The organism is Phytobacter ursingii (genome assembly GCF_001022135.1).
GTDB classification, from domain to species: Bacteria; Pseudomonadota; Gammaproteobacteria; order Enterobacterales; family Enterobacteriaceae; genus Phytobacter; species Phytobacter ursingii.
In genome coordinates, this window is sequence record NZ_CP011598.1 from 1 (window position 1) to 15,262 (window position 15,262).

Genomic DNA, 15,262 nt, shown 5'->3' on the forward strand with positions numbered 1-15,262 from the left:
GTGCGGGCGGCGGTGTCTGAACAAAACACATCCCCTACTCCGTTAGTTCGTGATTGCTATGTACTCAACGCTAATCCTGCGTTTCAGATACCGGCACACCATAAACACGAATTGCCAGCGTTCAATAAGCGTCTGATCAATGTTGTATCCAAGCGCGACGTATCGCGTTGGGAGGGCTTCTACTTCCTTCCCGCCTACCATCATAAGACGCATCAACGCATAGAACGGCAGCGACATTTCAATAAACATCGTGCTCGGGCTATCTGCGCTCTTACTCATGCAATGTGTTATCACCTTCATATTGCCTCAGGCACGATTCCGGCTTGTTTTACAACCTTAGCGAATGAAGCAGGACTGGCGACGGTTTCAAAAGCCGGTAATCTCTCAATCACTCGTGCTACCCGAGCGGCACACACGCTGGCCGCGTGGGGATTGATCCAGTACAAGCTCATTTGGGATAAAGTAACCAAGCAGTATTTCCCTGCTGAAATAGAAGTCACGGAACTGTTTTTCGATTTTATAGGTGTAGGCGCGGATGCGTTTAAAAGAGCACAAAATCAACAGTTAGCATGGATAAATCGCGGACTGTTAAAGAAGGGGGAAGCCGCGATCAGCCTTACAGAAGCACGTAGACGCCAGAAACAGCAGTATATCGAAACTACGTGGAAGCGCCGTAAAGCCTCTCAGGAAATGAAGAAAATTCAGAAAGCGGCCAAGGTTGCTGTAGCTAAAAAAGATGAAGAGCTGCGGCATATGGTTGCCAAACAGATTCAAAGTGAAATCCGGCAGGGATTGCATGAAGGTATCGATTTAGCTTCGGTGAAACACCTTCTGAATAAGCGCATCATGTATTACCGTACCGTCGCCAGTTCTGACGACCCTAACACCGCCTGACCTACCTTTTTCAGCTTATCCGTACCAACGGAGGCTTTGCTACGCCTCTAACATGGCTCTGGTCAATAAGTAGTCACCAACACGCTATTCCCCCCTACTTACCACGCTAAAAAAACAGATTTGAGACCCGTTTAAATGAGTTATGAACATATAGATGCAAATGGCTTTTTTTATTGTATGCAATCAGAAGGTTAGATGCGTGGAGACAGACCTTTTCTTTTAGAGAACAAGATATATAAATATAAGAGCCTTACAGCTCTGGATAAGTGACCGCCCTTGCAGCGACGTAAACGTCGCGCCGGTTCGGTTTGTCGCTACGCTCCTAAGTAGCACCCGCAAGCGGGCAAATCGCTGAACATTCCTTTTGTCTCCGACCATCAACCAACAGCACCGCTTTACGTTCCGTGGCTTCGCAAAACCCGGTCTTACAGGAAGGGGGGCAAATTGCGCTCCTAACGCTCGCAGAAACGTTTTTGTCGTCAGGGTATATATCAGGATGGAAAAACAACTGATCGCCTCAGGAATGGCGTTTACGTGCCTATTTTAAGTTAAAAACCGGCAACGCTCGCCGCAGACTCATGACCGAGCAGCGCGAGCGAATGAGCGAGGAAGCGTAAGATCGTCAGGACTAACAGAGAAAGGAGGACGCGCGGAGGTTCATTGGTGGCCGTTTTTAGGTGTCATGTCGAAGATACCTAATACCGGAATAATTTCTTGGCTCGCACGGCCAGTTAGCACCAAAAAATGTCGCCAGATTCCATATGGAATAGGCATTTCGCCGCTTTTGAAAGCGCGTATACGGCGTCCGCCTTGTTTACCGTGTAAACCAAATAATGCGGCCAGCTTATCTTCACTGTCGTACTCAGTGAACACTGTCTGAAATTGCCCGAACCACGCACGGATAAGTTCCGGTGCCGGTGCTTGCCATCCCTCGTTCTCCCTCAGTAAATGTTTCTCACCGTATATGGCCGCGTCAAAATCGGGCACAGATCCATAGTGCGGAGCATTGAGGTTATTTAGCAGTGCTTTGCACCCACGTTCGACGCCATCACGAAGCAAAATCAGGCGTTGTTCATTGGTATCTGGTAACTCGATTGTTATCGTCATTAAAAGCCCCTCACAACGATTTAAAAGAAAGGGCAGTTGTTACCTGCCCTGTTTTAGTAGCGTGCTTACGCGTTAGGTTTAGAGCGGTTTTAGCGCGATATGCTTAATATCAGAAACACGGATGTTTACCAGCTCCAGCGTACCCGTGGCTAAGGATTTCCATTTGCCCGATGAGTGAATGTGCATCAGGCAGTAGTAAAGGTATCTAGGCAGAACAATATCTGTCCTGAAAACCTTTATTCCTATATGCTCTGGATTGAACGTATAGGTTGGTTCCCCCACGGATTTTAAAGAGCCTCTACGCACTACCCAAAAGTCTGCATCAGGGAAGCGGGTAGCAATAACAGCAACATCTTGCAGTCTCATCGTTACCTTAGTGAATACTAGCCTTCCAGAACTGGCGGCTTTCTGTTGATCCACAGGTAAACTATATCAGGCACATCACATAAATTCTTTAAGGTATCTTACGTAAATCCTATGGGTTTTCTTGGGAAATCCGTAGGATTTATGTAAGGACTCTTTGAGTTATTTGTTTGCAACTCGGTCTGATTGCAGTAGCTCATAAAGGCCGGATTCATGGCCGGGTGACAAGTTGATATTCTTTATCCCGAATCGCTCAAGCACCTTCTGAAAGTGTGCCAAATCAAGTGACTCCGGGTGCTGTTCGTAGAGGTTGGAATACAGAGGTTCGTCGCTTTCTGGCTCGATCACCAAAAAAAACCATGACATTGGACTGTCCCAACCTAGCAGAACGTCAACTTTCCCACCGGGAGTTAATCCGGTTAGTCTATGCTGACTCATATGATACCTCTTTTATACATCCAAAAGGAATCCTAAGGATTCCCCAAGGGAATACAAAGGAAATTTAATGAAATCCTAGATCCCCCCTTCCCTTTCCAACTTTTCGCGTAATGCTTCCATAATGTAATTGGAGAAATCCAGATTTGTTTTGTTCGTATCTCGCAGCTTCTGATGGGCGTCAAAATATGTTGTTGGGATCGCTTTCAGTGTTTTTGTACGCACTGTACGTTGTGCCGGTGCTGCATTATTCTTTTCAGTATTAACCTGTAGAGGCGCTTCATTTCCAATATTGAGAGCGGCATCGAAGATAGATTGTTTATTTTTCATTTGGAAACCTCTTGGGATTCTTAAAGGTATCTATAGGAAACCTAAAATACATCCTATAGATTTCCTACGGATTCCCATTATACATCAAATTCAGCTTTCAGCTAAAGCCCGTAACTCTTTTACCAGTTCGATAACTTCTCGCCCTGCTTGTGAGCTACGGCCATGCTTAATTTGTGTCACTCCCATTCCTTTTCGTAGTGAGTCTGTAAACCCATAGCGGCCTTTGCGGTATGACAGTCTCCCGTTCAGTAACGTCATGTGCTGAACTTTTTTCATGGTGTCGTCCATGTCCGGGAAGTGTTTCTGGTTAGGTTGCGTTTTACACATCAAAACGTGAGCCTGTATATCTCTGCCCGTCTGCTTTGAGATTTCAGCAAGAACGGTATCGAAGGTAGCCAAACCGATCTGCTCAGTAACATCGTCATTGGCCGGAACGATTATCACGTCAGCAACGGCTATCGCAACGCGGTTAATATCAGCATCAAACCCGCCGCAGTCGATAACAGCCGTTTTCCCTTCCTCATCTACTTTCTTAAGATGTGCCAATAATTCCGCTTTATCTGAAACGGTCACTATCGGCCATTTTTTATCGTCCGGGCGCAGCCTGTTGATTACGCTCAGGCTGTTATGTAAATCCAGATCGAACACTACATCTGGATTAATTTCATCAATGATATGTACACCTGATGTAGTTTTTCCAACCCCACCTTTTGAGATCGAAATTGCATATATCGCCATTTTTACGCACCCCTGTTTAGTGATTCCTTTGGCTATATTACATAAATCCCTTGGGTATGCAAAGTAAATCTTTAGTGTTTCCTCGGGAAATCCCCAGGGTATCCCAAAGCCAAAAAAAACCGGACTGTTAAACAGTCCGGCGATCTGGCTTAAACCAGTGATTAGAGAGAGTGAGAGAGTTTAGCGTAGGTATACGCGCCCTCTAGCGTATCGGCATGAGAGAGGATGTATTCCCTCAGCTCCTTGTATGCCTGATAGATTGCTGGCTCACTTGATTCACCCGCAACGAGCGACAAAACGTCGAGTGTTACGCCTAGCCCCAGTTGCTGATTATCCAGCGAGATAGAGAAGTTATCGAATCTGACCAGATAGACTTTCTTTATCAAAGGGTACAGGTAGAAGCCTTTGTCTGTTACATGCTGTAACCCCCATTCCTGACTTTCGGGAATTTTAGTACCAGTAATTCGCATTTCATAGAACGTTTCAATAAGAAATTGGAGCATGACAACTTTACTGCGATGCTCGGTATCCTCTAACAGTTCTGCCATGAGATTACGAGTAAAGACTTCGCCCTGAGTGGTTGGGGTGTTTGAGGTATGTTTCATAATGGCTCCTTGTGGGAACCATATCGCCACTGGCGATATGGTTCGCCGTGGCATGAAGGGATTAAGTGTGCGTTTCAACCGGGTATAGCGCACGTTAGCCGGTGTCCTATGATAGCAAGGTGACGTAAAAACGTCCAATATTAAGAGGGAAGTACATTGGGAATCCATTATAAATCTATAAGAAATCTAAAGGAAATCTTATGAGGTTCTAAAAGGTTTCTTTCCGGTTCTGTTGTTAAGGTGTCAACATTGAAAGCATTGCGGGATCTGGCGGGAATGTAAACTGTATTCCCCGGTTCCGGCCTATCCCCACATCGAGGGCAAACACCCTCAGGTAGTGTTGTGTGCTCTTAAAATCCCGGTGTCCCATATATGCCTGTAATGTAGCGGGAAGCGCACCATGCATCGCCAGATGCATAGCAAAGCTATGTCTCAGTGTTTTGGGGGTGATCCCCGGAATGGAGAAGCGTATTCCGTGCTGCTGGCATTCATCCAGTGCGATATTCATCCAGTTCCGGGCTGTGTCGTCCGTTATCCCCCATACCGGTTTAGTCCGGTGGCGTGTAAATGTCGCCAGATGGTCACGCAGCCTTACCGTAAAGGCTTCATCCAGCAGTGGTACAGCCCGTTTTACCGGTTGATTTTTGCGTGGCCGTCCGGGACGCGGCTGCTGGCGTTGTTTGAGGGTGTGCAGCACCACGAACGGCCTCGCGGCATCGAGAACAATATCTTCCGGGGTGACGGCCAGCGCTTCATTGATCCGTGCGCCGGTGTTCCAGATAAGGTCAAACAACATGCGCTGGCGCAGGTCTGCAACGGCATCGAGTAGAACGGCCACTTCCGGGGCAAGCAGATAGCGCGGGTATCCTGTCGTGGCGGCTGCGAGCTGGCGCAGGGCATAAGCCAGCGTGTAATCCATCCCCACCGGCACGGCAGGGGGGGTGTTATGCACCGAAACGACGCTACGTGAATTCTGCAAGATTTCGCGGGGTAATATGGTCAATTTTTTAATCTCCGCTCAATGCCGGTTACGTGGCTGTTACGTATCTATTCTGACGTAAACCGGAAAACCGGGCGCGGGTAAAAACTCCGCTGGCCGTAAATCGTTGACGGTTAAATCATCCCATTACGGAGTTTAACCGAATAGCCGGAGCGGGGCAGACACAAACACACCCCCACGGTTGAAAGAAACCCGCCCCGCCCGACACAACATATAGTATGTCCGTCAGCTGCGACCGATACAACATATAGCGTTATCCACAGAAACGGTGGATAAGTGCGGCGGTTCGGTGGAATGGGCGTTTTACCGAACAGGGCTAAACAGAATGAATTGCTGATGTCAGCGTGTTAACTGCGAAATAGGCCACAGTGATTGCCAGCGCGAGGCTGAATCCTATTGTCATCACAAACACGGCTAGTTTACGCAGAGCACGGTTTGGTTTTGGGATTATGGATAACGCTAAAAAACCGCCAGACAACATAAAAAGACCTGTAAGGAACGGAAGCAGCATATTCACCTTCACTCTTTCAAAATTTATTCTGATTATATACGTTAGTAATCATATGAATCATGGTTAAATGAGTGCCAGTGCATACTTAAAATAGAGGAGTAGGCTATGTTCGATCAGATTACCGATGGAGTGCATTTTGTAACGGCACTGATCTTATCAGTAATTATTTGGGGATTATGTCTTGCCGTTGCGTGGTATTACCATTTCAGTGAGGCGCGGCGTTACTCATGGCATAATAACTCGTTGGCTGATTTTATGGATCTGATACCAAATTGGTTGATGAACACAGTTCTTGTTGCATGGTTTATTGTGGGGACGTTTCCCATGCTGAACTATGTTGCCGATAAAGCGCAGTTCGGTGGTGTTGTAGGCCGCGCTCGCGAGCTAAACATGTTCGATGATCGACCGTGGTATGGTGTTGGCGGTTATCAGTTCCTGATTGTTGTGGTGATCCTGATAGTGGGATACCTGATTAACTGGTATCGAAACAAGTGACGTTAACTCATTTAAAAGTTATCCAGTAAGCAGAACGGGAAAGGGGATTCCCCGTTCTGCTATCACTTTCTCTCTCCGCAGCGCATCAAGTAGGGAATTTTCGCTATCATTTTTGCGGCGGCCAACCGACCGGCACCATTCAGAATGATAGCATTTCAATCAGATCTATTTTCTGGCTTACCAGCGCCGCGATGCGGCTCGGTCAACCCCTCGACCGCACGAAAACAAGTTTCGTGTCAGTCTCGCGGTTTTAGTTATCGTTCTTCTCGTCCTTGTTTGTGGGCGGAACGCCGTGCTTCAGCAGTAAATCGCTTATGGCCTCGTCCAGTAGTCGGCTTTTAGGGATGCGAGTCTTGGCGGCCAGCTCGTCGAACAGCGGTACGAGATGATTGTCGAGCGAGGACGTGAAGCGGCGGCGGTTTTTCAGAAAGGGTTCAGCCATAACGTTAAGGTTCCATTGTGAAATGAAACTAGTGTAAAGGGCTGCTAGATAGATTAAACTGGTTGCAAATAGTGCCTATATAGTGTCAAAATGCAAAAAAATAACAACATCAGGGAAGGTTTGGTTTAGTCGCCGTTACTGGCGACTTTTTTTATGCGGGATCAGGTGTTCGTAACAATGGCATCAAGAGCAGAAATGATTTCATTTCTGGATGAGGCTATATTGCATATAAAATCTTTATTATTTATTTTCTTCGCTTCTAAAAATGTAATTGCAGGTATGAATACGTAGAAATCAGATTTGTTAATTTTAACAATTGGGTTTATTCTTTTCTTATTTAAGTCAATATCATTTTTCGATACCAGAGGAACGACAATCCTTGTCGTTAAATCGTCAAAGTAATCATTCTGGAGAATAAGGTAGAGCGGCCAAAGTTTATTCGTTTTGGCCGATGGATTGCGGTATACATCAAATTGCTTTGGCATTACAGACTCCCAAAGAAATCGTCATCTGTTAGCATTCCAGCCTTTGCCATAAATTTATTCATAGCTTGCATATCCTCTTTTTCTTCTTCCCGCTCAACATTTTTGGCCTCGATTGCTTGAGCGAGAAGGGTATCCAGTGTTGCCGACAGGTTCATGTCCATACTCCGGGCTTTATCAACCAGTGAGGCCGTCAGGTAAACGTTAGTGCTTCTTTTGGTGCTGTTACGGGTGGAAGCGGCAGTATTCATGGTACTTACTCCTATGCGCAATAGTATGCGCATAAGTATGAGGGATGATTGGAGAACAATCAAGCATCCTGCTTTAATTGATTTTTATAGTATGAAATTATTTATTATCTCTTCGCCATTTCCAAGGTTCAACAGCATTAGGATCAGACCAAATCCCTTTTTTTTCAGAGCGAGCTTTATTCTCTAATGTTACATATTTTTCGTTAGTTGGCTTGCCATGATAACGGTACGCCCAAGCCATGCCGGTAGTAATCATCTTTTCATTAATACTATCGGGAGAGTATACTTCCCCAAGAATACGACTATAACGATCACTGCCATGTGATTTTACATTTACCCATTTATTAGCAGTCAGCATGGTTAACATTTGTCGTGAGCGTTGACCATAAGGTTGTGATTTTTCAGGTGCATCTATACCTTCAAGTCGTATTCTACTTATTTTATTACCTTCTTGAAGGACGTCTAAGGTATCACCATCGAGAATCCTAACGACTTTCCCTTCAATATCAGCGAGTACGCTTAACGGTAATGCTATTAATAAAATCATGAACTTAAATTTCATTATTTATTTCCTTCATTTTTAAATCTGCTAATATATTTAAATCCCGTTTGGATAAGATAAGTTATTACACTGGCAATAAATAATGTAAGTAACGAATCGTAATATTGCTTTGTTAAAACATGAAAGGAAGCAGTAATCATTGATACAATTATTATTGATATAGTTAGTGGCTTCATTTTTAACCCCTTCTTATGTAATACTAAACAATTTACAAACTAACACCATTTTTAGATAAATGCCAGCTTGTATAACTTGTTGAACAAACGTAAGTTTGCTATGATCATCTTACCGGACAACGTGCGCTATACCCGGTTGAAACGCACTTTCTAAACACATCGACCAAAGGCAATCATTACGCTGCCTTTGGCTGCGTGATGATTTGCCCTATGAGGTAACATCATGTTCGATAATCTCGAAAAACCTATCTATGACTTTCAAACTCGTCTTAATTGTGAATGTGTAGAAGCAGAAATTGATAGTTCTGTTATTACTTTGCAATACACCGGGCGCGATTCATACCAGAACCTCGATGCTTATCTAAGCGAACGCAGATCCGTTCTGCAAAAACTAAACTTGGATGATTTTACCGATCCGAAAGTTTACAAGCGTGCTTGGCTTTTTGATCGCGTTGTTATCCATGCTTGCCTGTATCCTGATACACGCACTGCTGATGTAACATTCTTCATGCTCAAACGTGAAGCTCTTGTTCATTTAGACGTGGAACACGTTGTATTAAAATACAGAAAACACTTAGCTGATAAAGCATAAGTGATCGTAGGGATTGAGTTTATACTCAATCCCTTTTTTTTATTTTGAATCAGTCTTACACTGTAAAAGCCAGAACGGGGTTTCACTGGCTTCTAACCCCACATTAATTCTTTCCCAAAGGCTACTGCGTGGCCTTTGGCTGCGCAGAACGCCCTATAAAGAGGGTATCTGTATGAATACTTCCGATAGCATCATCCCTGTAATTGAATCTGTTGTGGCCTCACACAGAGAGCGTATGCGTTTTCTTCCTTCATATCTGAAAACGCCGCGTAATGTCATGCTGTTTGAGGGGCTGCTTTACACCATGATGGATAAACTATCAGATGAGTATTGCGGAGGGCATTGGGAAATGCATCACGTAACCAATGGTGCTTTCTTTATGTCCCCAACGGATCAGGAAACATATCATTGCTCATGGTCAGGTAATTACTATGAAGGTGATATGAGTGCGGAGGCCGCTGGAATTACGGCAACATTGTTTGCCTTATGGTATCTGGTTGCTAAGACTCAGGATCAAGGTCTTTATCAGTTGTATGTAAAGCTTAAGGATTTTGCATATGAGCATAAAGATAGCGGCCATATATTAGCTGCTATTGACTAATACTGGCCGAACGGTCAGATCACCGGGGAAATTATTCCCCGGTTTTTTTCTCTGTCAGGGAACGAGCCAGTTTACCCGCTTCGCTAACGCTACTGGCGAACTCTGAACGAAAGCGGTTGATAGGTCTGAACAACTCCCGCCTTTGCCTGAAATATTCACTCTTTGTTATATTTCCGCACTGATATAATTTTCGGAGTTCACCATGAGCTTCATCGCACAGAATATTGACGCGAACGAACATCAGAACCGGGGGGCAGGGCATAACGCCAACGGTTATTTTCGTTGGGTTAATGAAAGCTGATAAATCAAGAGAAGCGCTTATTGGATTGTTCTTTAGGGATTTTTTTAATGATTTTATTTGGCCTAGATAGAAATCCTGTAACTCCTTTAACGTAGCCTCTGTATTGGGTAAAGATTCCTTGTAATACACTGCCAATGCGTACTGACTTTTATCAGCGTATTTTTTTATATTGGATAATGTAAATGCTCGGGCTAACCAATAAGAGATTTTCTTGCCACAAGGAACACGGCTAGTTACATTATCTTTATTAAACTCATCATCCCACATTAACACATTAACTATATCGTGAAATGTAATCGGGATTTTAACTATCTTTTCCATAATCAGCTCTGCTTTTGACAATGTTTATTAGGTCATGTTTGGTTGTCAGCCTGTTTTGCATCCCGGTGAAAAAAATAGCGATATCCAAATGAAGTGGATAATTTTCGCGCTCTTTGGTTATAAATTCTAATGCAATTCTTTTATATTCATCAGAATTAGGCGCTTGTAGTAATCTCAAAACAAACTGACATTGAGTAGGCGATCCATGCTGCGCCGCCCATTGAAGTACAGCCTCAAAATCAAATCGCTGTACGTTCTTGTTGGTGTTGTCCAATGCTGCTACAAACTTTAATCTACCTTGATTGTACTCGTATGCCCCATCAACAGGATCGTTACAGCGAACGCCCTTCACAGGGCGTTTGTCGAAAGCGAGTTCCCATAGGCCAATATCCTGATTAAAAGCGTAATCGGCAGGGGTTGCGAGTCGAATCAATTTGCTCATTGTCCGTCAGTTCCTTCGGTGTCGGACAATTCTTCTAAGCGGTTTCGTAGTAACTCAGCAATATCTTCTTCCGGGTTGTCAATATCCTCAGGATTGAGATCCAACAGTGACAAAATGGCTGAATACTGCGAGCGGGATAATGCCAAGCGATATTGAGGCTCTTTCTCTTGTTTAGGCTTGCTTCTGTTAAGCAGCTCGTTAATCACTTTTTTAGCCGTTTCACCACCTTCAAGCCGCTGCCGTAGCTCCTTCATATCATCTTCGGCCACCTTATCTAATTTTCCGATAAGGTTAAGATCGCCAATAAATGACTCTTGGACTAATTTCTGCTTAGGCTTGGCGAGTCGAAAAACGCTCATATATTTACTGACCACTGTTTTATTAGATAAACCATGAGCTGCAATTATCTGGTCAGTGGTCAGTCCATTATCTTTATCTGTCTTAATAGATAAAGCACGTTCGAAGATATTTAAATCCCGGCGTAGAGAGTTTTCGGTAGCGTGATCAAGGTGTTCAATAACCTTATCATCATATGATTTTATTTCGCACTCTATCTCTATTTCTTCTCCTATTTCTTTTTCTAACTCACTGCCAGCGCGCCAGCGTGATTCACCTTTAAGTATGACAAATTCATTTTCACTAGCTCCCGGCTTAACAACGATACGTTCACGAATGCCATATAGCGAGCCATCTGGCATTCTCATACCGATAGATTTTTTCAATTTTTCAATATGTTCACGCGCTACAGGGCTTTCCCAATCGCGGCGATCCTGCTTCTTATTGGGAGTCAGTTGAGACAGTTTTAATACTCTAATTTCTGACATTTTTAGTCCTCTTTTTTGCCAATACTAGAAATAAGGTCACTACTTGAAACGGGATTTTTAACAGGTTTCTCAGGTTTTACGCCCTTAACTTTTTCAGAAAGCATCCTCACAAATTCTGGATCTTCCTCAGGGTTAAAGTGTACCTTCTCTACAGTTTCAATATCAATATTATCAATATCGTTCTGTTTTTTACCAGAAAGAATTTCTTCGTTTACCTGTTTTTCTGTAACCTCTTGATTTAAGATCTTTTCTTCTTTTGCAATAGTCTCATTACGTTCAGGTAACGATACTTTTTCTTTTACATTTATCCAGCTTGTAAAAAGATATTGCGCTAAACCTTCATTATTCATGAATACACCAACACGTTTATTTAGGCTAAGTATCGAGTTTGTGTTGATAAGGTTTTCTTCTTCTGATCCTATCATTCTATTACCAGTCCATTTTTCGGCACCGAAGCCATCAGTATCAACCTGCTCCATGCGTGTTGTGCTCTTTAGAATAGTACCAGTATTATTTGCAACCCATTCAGCGGTATCAAATGAACATTTATACGAGAGGGTTATTAGAGTGTTAGTCTCAACCTGATTTTTAAGGGCTTCTTTATCTACTGTTTGGTCTGGAACGTTTTTAATATCATCACGCTCCTGATATGCAAGAGACATGTTTGCATCTTTAGAAAGGATAGTTGCTAATGCGCTTGCAACAGTTGCAGATATACAAAACTTAGCTTCATCAAGAGCAGCATAAATATGTTTCGTGTGCTTTTTCCTAATGATGCAATCTTTCCATTCAATTAACAAAGCCGTACAAACTTCACGTATTAAATCATCGTCCTGACGACCTTTTATATAAACAATAGAAGCATTTTCTAATTCCTTTTGAATATTGAAACCTTCACCTTTTTTAGGAAATAAATGGGGTAGAAGTTTCCACTCATCTAGTTTAGTTCTTATATTTAATGTGTTTTCAAATATCCATTCTTTTTTTGCATCAGGAACAGCGTTGTCTTTTCCATTAAGAAGTTTATCTAGATGTTGTAAAGTACCGTCCCAATAGTTAGTCAAAAATGTCATTATCTGGCGGTTGATTTGCTTATAATGATCTGCTGTAGTTCCTGTATTGGATAAACCAAAAACTTTATTAAATCTCTGTAAGCGTTCTCTTAACAATCCATGTTCGAATGGCGCATATGAACCAATGCTTTCACCAGTCAAATCTAAAATAACTGGCAGTGGTTTATTCCAGTCCTTACAAGATTGCACCATTACTGAATAAATAAAATCATCTGGTTTCTGGTCAAAAAACCAAACACCCCAGCCTTTCCATATTGCTTGGTCAATAAGAACTTGTTGAATTACACCTTTTCCTGTTTGAGTTGCACCGAGTATTTTTAAATTTTTCGATTTAAACTCATCATCGGATACATATATAGGTTCATCATTTGAATTGAGTCCCATAAATACAAAATCATCTTTATAGTATTTTCGATTGTCAAAGTTCTTACTTGCGTATTTATCTTTTTCAACGCGAATATCGCTAAGGCTATCTCCAGTTTGCGATACCCTATATTTACGTTTCCAAGCGGAAATTCTAGGTGTTATAAATCTCCTATAAACTAGATGAATTAAATATGGAACTAAGAATACAGTGATTAATGATATGACGGAACTGACGTTTAATACTTGGTTTAACACATTTCCGTATATCAATCCTAAGTACTCTAAACCATCGTCTTTACCGAAAACGTTCAGCGAAACAAGAAGTACAAAGCCATTGAACATTAGAACAATCAAAACATAAAAGACGAGTAACTTTACGCGCAGATAACTAATGATGTGATCCATTACACTTAGATCTGATTTCTTAGTTACATGACCGCTGAATGTGAACTGTATTAGCACGGCCAGTATCAAAAGAAACAGATAAGTAAGCCCCGGATAGGCATGATCGTACACCCACCTTAAGAAACCCACTCCGTCAAAATTCATAGTCATTCCTTCCTTACTGTCATCAACACACAACCTACACCGTATCACTAAAAGTTTACTCCGCGTAAACTTCCGTGACTTCAAGGTCAAGCCCCATGAGTTTACTCCGCGTAAACTTCCGTGACTTCAAGGTCAAGCCCCATGAGTTTACTCTGCGTAAACTCTGGTTATTATTTAATCACTTTTGGCGATTAAATGATAACCAAACCCCCTATTTTTGTCCCTATTTTACCCTATTATTATTCATAGGGTGTAAAATATAATCAAAAATAGAAGGTCAAGGGCATGTTTCGAGCGTCTTATCAAAAACGCTTAAGCGTTTTTGAAGCGACTTACGAAACACATTGCGGGGATGTTTTCTGGACGAAAACAACCCCTTAGGGATTCCGCTCGCCGCTCCACCCCCTTTCATTTCTGGTCGGCTGGACGCCTCCCGACAATGAAATTCCCCCGCGCGGCGTCAGCCGTCTTCGACGACTGACCACCCCCCTAAGGGCGCTGCGCATACGCGGCACTTTCGCTTTGCTCAAGCACCGTGTATGCTTGCCCTTAGTGTCGTGTCGCCCCGCACCGGGCGAAAAGGCGCGAATCGGCGTATACGCCTCAAGCGCGCTTTTCTTGGTGCGTGACTCACTCCACTTTCGGGTTGCGGCGGTTCCCCCTAGCGGGGAACCTTGCACCACCCTAAGGGGGGTGGTCAGTCGTCTCGCCTTTGGCTCGCGCCCTGACGCCGCGCGGATGACGCGGATTGAACGCTTCGCGTCCTGCCATTCCCCCTGAACGGGGGATGACAGGATAGACCGGAACTTTTTGCGTGGGCGCAAAAACTTCCTTTGTCCCCGCGTGGGCGCGGGAACAATCTATTCAATTTCTTTTAAGGGCTTTACCCGCCCCCTAAGGGGGCTTATTGGTGCTCTATGTATGAACGTTGTTATACACATATGCACAATCGCTATGCGCCGTCTTACGTCGTCGCACCACTCCCGCTTAACCTTGCAACGTTATCCGTTGTAAGGTTTCGCTGGTTTACGCTCAGGTGTATATGTGCATAACGAATTTTTTTGACAGGAGCTAGCTTTGAACACATTTGATATTAACGCTCAGAAGCGTGAGAAAATTGTCATATGGCTTGCCAAGTTTGGTTTCTCTACTCGCGATCTGTTATCAAAAATGTTGGGTGTTAACGTTGACGGGCAGGGAGCCTTTTTTAAAAAGTTAGTTGAGAGTGGGATTACGAAAGAGGAGTACGTACCCGGAACACGTAAGCGAGTTATAACTCTGACGCCTGACGGCGTTCAACAAGCAAGAATTTATCAACCCGATCTTGAAGTAAAAGCTCTGCGTAAGTTTCCATTACACACACTCATTCATAGTTATAGTATCCAGTCATTTTTAACTACTCAGAAAGGTGTTAAGGATTTTTTTAGTGAAACCGAATTAGCCAAAAGAAAATTTATTCGCAGACCTGATCTTCTAATCGTCAATGATGCTGGCGTTAAGATAGCGATTGAAGTTGAGTTAACACAGAAGGACGTTAACCGGGTTTACTTCAACTTTTATGGTCACGTTCAGGATTGGCAGCAGGAAAGAATAGACCATGTGATTTATTTGTTTTCTTCTCCAACGGTTTTAGCCAGATATGAAGAACTCTATCGAAAGAATCCTTGGCCTAAATTTATTACAACTGATGGGAACGTTCGACACATGAGCAGATCAGGATCTGTTGATCCCTCACACGCTCACACTCATGGGCTGATGTATTTTCATAAGTTTGAACCTTACGCCTTGTAGGAAGGAGTTTT

At 43.3% G+C, this 15,262-nt stretch carries 21 protein-coding genes; 5 read left to right on the forward strand and 16 right to left on the reverse strand.

The window, feature by feature from the left end:
• The first annotated feature begins 12 nt into the window (after positions 1-12).
• A complete protein-coding gene (gene repA, locus AB182_RS00010) occupies positions 13-894 on the forward strand; it encodes a plasmid replication initiator RepA (protein ID WP_071525564.1) in 882 nt (293 codons plus the stop codon).
• A gap of 657 nt (positions 895-1,551) precedes the next feature.
• Here repA and AB182_RS00015 read toward each other — a convergent pair.
• The 8 genes from AB182_RS00015 to AB182_RS32800 form a co-directional block, all read right to left on the reverse strand.
• Complete coding sequence (locus AB182_RS00015; protein WP_032420250.1) at positions 1,552-2,001, reverse strand: hypothetical protein; 450 nt, start codon at positions 1,999-2,001, stop codon at positions 1,552-1,554.
• A 78-nt stretch (positions 2,002-2,079) separates the two neighbouring features.
• Positions 2,080-2,367: a hypothetical protein gene (locus AB182_RS00020; RefSeq protein WP_032420747.1), complete on the reverse strand. Its 288-nt coding sequence runs from the start codon at positions 2,365-2,367 to the stop codon at positions 2,080-2,082.
• Positions 2,368-2,526: 159 nt separating this feature from the next.
• A complete protein-coding gene (locus AB182_RS33245) occupies positions 2,527-2,730 on the reverse strand; it encodes a hypothetical protein (RefSeq protein ID WP_032420265.1) in 204 nt (67 codons plus the stop codon).
• Between the two features lie 147 nt (positions 2,731-2,877).
• Complete coding sequence (locus AB182_RS00030; protein ID WP_002353177.1) at positions 2,878-3,129, reverse strand: hypothetical protein; 252 nt, start codon at positions 3,127-3,129, stop codon at positions 2,878-2,880.
• Positions 3,130-3,219: 90 nt separating this feature from the next.
• Positions 3,220-3,867, reverse strand: a complete 648-nt coding sequence (locus tag AB182_RS00035; RefSeq protein ID WP_002353182.1) for a ParA family protein — start codon at positions 3,865-3,867, stop codon at positions 3,220-3,222.
• Positions 3,868-4,028: 161 nt separating this feature from the next.
• The gene (locus tag AB182_RS00040; protein ID WP_020316843.1) at positions 4,029-4,472 is read right to left on the reverse strand and encodes an antirestriction protein; all 444 of its coding nucleotides are present in this window, start codon (positions 4,470-4,472) and stop codon (positions 4,029-4,031) included.
• A gap of 235 nt (positions 4,473-4,707) precedes the next feature.
• The gene (locus AB182_RS00045) at positions 4,708-5,475 is read right to left on the reverse strand and encodes a tyrosine-type recombinase/integrase (protein WP_032420248.1); all 768 of its coding nucleotides are present in this window, start codon (positions 5,473-5,475) and stop codon (positions 4,708-4,710) included.
• Positions 5,476-5,788: 313 nt separating this feature from the next.
• Entirely contained in the window at positions 5,789-5,983 is a 195-nt protein-coding gene (locus AB182_RS32800; protein ID WP_047715647.1) for a hypothetical protein, read from the reverse strand.
• 105 nt (positions 5,984-6,088) lie between these two features.
• On the opposite strand from AB182_RS32800, the gene AB182_RS00050 reads away from it, so the two are divergent.
• Positions 6,089-6,478, forward strand: coding sequence for a hypothetical protein (locus AB182_RS00050; protein ID WP_002353184.1), 390 nt, complete (start codon positions 6,089-6,091; stop codon positions 6,476-6,478).
• Between the two features lie 250 nt (positions 6,479-6,728).
• Here the strand turns inward: AB182_RS00050 and AB182_RS00055 are convergent, their stop codons facing one another.
• The 4 genes from AB182_RS00055 to AB182_RS00070 all read right to left on the reverse strand — a co-directional run bounded on the left by AB182_RS00055 (position 6,729) and on the right by AB182_RS00070 (position 8,215).
• Positions 6,729-6,920: a ribbon-helix-helix domain-containing protein gene (locus AB182_RS00055; RefSeq protein ID WP_002353195.1), complete on the reverse strand. Its 192-nt coding sequence runs from the start codon at positions 6,918-6,920 to the stop codon at positions 6,729-6,731.
• A 161-nt stretch (positions 6,921-7,081) separates the two neighbouring features.
• Positions 7,082-7,405, reverse strand: a complete 324-nt coding sequence (locus AB182_RS00060) for a CcdB family protein (RefSeq protein ID WP_002353175.1) — start codon at positions 7,403-7,405, stop codon at positions 7,082-7,084.
• On the reverse strand, positions 7,405-7,653 hold the full coding sequence (locus AB182_RS00065; RefSeq protein WP_002353172.1) for a type II toxin-antitoxin system CcdA family antitoxin: 249 nt from the start codon (positions 7,651-7,653) through the stop codon (positions 7,405-7,407). Before AB182_RS00065 ends, AB182_RS00060 begins: the two co-directional genes overlap by 1 nt.
• Positions 7,654-7,750: 97 nt before the next feature.
• Positions 7,751-8,215 carry a thermonuclease family protein gene (locus AB182_RS00070; protein WP_032420243.1) on the reverse strand — a complete coding sequence of 155 codons (465 nt, stop codon included), beginning with the start codon at positions 8,213-8,215 and terminating at the stop codon, positions 7,751-7,753.
• Positions 8,216-8,614: 399 nt separating this feature from the next.
• Here AB182_RS00070 and AB182_RS00075 point away from each other — a divergent pair, with 399 nt between their 5' ends.
• Positions 8,615-8,983 (forward strand): hypothetical protein, encoded by a 369-nt coding sequence (locus AB182_RS00075; protein ID WP_002353166.1) that lies wholly within the window; start codon positions 8,615-8,617, stop codon positions 8,981-8,983.
• Positions 8,984-9,155: 172 nt separating this feature from the next.
• Positions 9,156-9,584: an antirestriction protein gene (locus AB182_RS00080; protein WP_020316838.1), complete on the forward strand. Its 429-nt coding sequence runs from the start codon at positions 9,156-9,158 to the stop codon at positions 9,582-9,584.
• Between the two features lie 31 nt (positions 9,585-9,615).
• On the opposite strand, the gene AB182_RS00085 is transcribed toward AB182_RS00080, so the two are convergent.
• Genes AB182_RS00085 through AB182_RS00100 form a run of 4 tightly spaced genes read right to left on the reverse strand, consistent with a single transcriptional unit; the run spans position 9,616 to position 13,460 of the window.
• Positions 9,616-10,152, reverse strand: a complete 537-nt coding sequence (locus tag AB182_RS00085) for a lipocalin/fatty acid-binding family protein (protein WP_032420262.1) — start codon at positions 10,150-10,152, stop codon at positions 9,616-9,618.
• Between the two features lie 37 nt (positions 10,153-10,189).
• The gene (locus AB182_RS00090; protein WP_032420241.1) at positions 10,190-10,648 is read right to left on the reverse strand and encodes a hypothetical protein; all 459 of its coding nucleotides are present in this window, start codon (positions 10,646-10,648) and stop codon (positions 10,190-10,192) included.
• On the reverse strand, positions 10,645-11,472 hold the full coding sequence (locus tag AB182_RS00095) for a ParB N-terminal domain-containing protein (RefSeq protein WP_020316842.1): 828 nt from the start codon (positions 11,470-11,472) through the stop codon (positions 10,645-10,647). Before AB182_RS00095 ends, AB182_RS00090 begins: the two co-directional genes overlap by 4 nt.
• A gap of 2 nt (positions 11,473-11,474) precedes the next feature.
• A complete protein-coding gene (locus tag AB182_RS00100; protein ID WP_020316825.1) occupies positions 11,475-13,460 on the reverse strand; it encodes a hypothetical protein in 1,986 nt (661 codons plus the stop codon).
• Positions 13,461-14,537: 1,077 nt separating this feature from the next.
• Here AB182_RS00100 and AB182_RS00105 point away from each other — a divergent pair.
• Positions 14,538-15,251 carry a hypothetical protein gene (locus AB182_RS00105; protein WP_020316827.1) on the forward strand — a complete coding sequence of 238 codons (714 nt, stop codon included), beginning with the start codon at positions 14,538-14,540 and terminating at the stop codon, positions 15,249-15,251.
• The last annotated feature ends 11 nt before the right edge of the window (positions 15,252-15,262 follow it).

Bases quoted from the DNA above. Each gene is read 5' to 3' on its own strand.
- AB182_RS00070 (WP_032420243.1), bottom strand. From the start codon at position 8,215: ATGAAATTTAAGTTCATGATTTTATTAATAGCATTACCGTTAAGCGTA.
- AB182_RS32800 (WP_047715647.1), bottom strand. From the start codon at position 5,983: ATGCTGCTTCCGTTCCTTACAGGTCTTTTTATGTTGTCTGGCGGTTTT.
- AB182_RS00085 (WP_032420262.1), bottom strand. From the start codon at position 10,152: ATGTGGGATGATGAGTTTAATAAAGATAATGTAACTAGCCGTGTTCCT.
- AB182_RS00055 (WP_002353195.1), bottom strand. From the start codon at position 6,920: ATGGCTGAACCCTTTCTGAAAAACCGCCGCCGCTTCACGTCCTCGCTC.
- AB182_RS00060 (WP_002353175.1), bottom strand. From the start codon at position 7,405: ATGCCAAAGCAATTTGATGTATACCGCAATCCATCGGCCAAAACGAAT.
- AB182_RS00095 (WP_020316842.1), bottom strand. From the start codon at position 11,472: ATGTCAGAAATTAGAGTATTAAAACTGTCTCAACTGACTCCCAATAAG.
- AB182_RS00050 (WP_002353184.1), top strand. From the start codon at position 6,089: ATGTTCGATCAGATTACCGATGGAGTGCATTTTGTAACGGCACTGATC.
- AB182_RS00080 (WP_020316838.1), top strand. From the start codon at position 9,156: ATGAATACTTCCGATAGCATCATCCCTGTAATTGAATCTGTTGTGGCC.
- AB182_RS00030 (WP_002353177.1), bottom strand. From the start codon at position 3,129: ATGAAAAATAAACAATCTATCTTCGATGCCGCTCTCAATATTGGAAAT.
- AB182_RS00090 (WP_032420241.1), bottom strand. From the start codon at position 10,648: ATGAGCAAATTGATTCGACTCGCAACCCCTGCCGATTACGCTTTTAAT.
- AB182_RS00020 (WP_032420747.1), bottom strand. From the start codon at position 2,367: ATGAGACTGCAAGATGTTGCTGTTATTGCTACCCGCTTCCCTGATGCA.
- AB182_RS00100 (WP_020316825.1), bottom strand. From the start codon at position 13,460: ATGAATTTTGACGGAGTGGGTTTCTTAAGGTGGGTGTACGATCATGCC.
- AB182_RS00015 (WP_032420250.1), bottom strand. From the start codon at position 2,001: ATGACGATAACAATCGAGTTACCAGATACCAATGAACAACGCCTGATT.
- AB182_RS33245 (WP_032420265.1), bottom strand. From the start codon at position 2,730: ATGTCATGGTTTTTTTTGGTGATCGAGCCAGAAAGCGACGAACCTCTG.
- AB182_RS00065 (WP_002353172.1), bottom strand. From the start codon at position 7,653: ATGAATACTGCCGCTTCCACCCGTAACAGCACCAAAAGAAGCACTAAC.
- AB182_RS00075 (WP_002353166.1), top strand. From the start codon at position 8,615: ATGTTCGATAATCTCGAAAAACCTATCTATGACTTTCAAACTCGTCTT.
- AB182_RS00040 (WP_020316843.1), bottom strand. From the start codon at position 4,472: ATGAAACATACCTCAAACACCCCAACCACTCAGGGCGAAGTCTTTACT.
- AB182_RS00035 (WP_002353182.1), bottom strand. From the start codon at position 3,867: ATGGCGATATATGCAATTTCGATCTCAAAAGGTGGGGTTGGAAAAACT.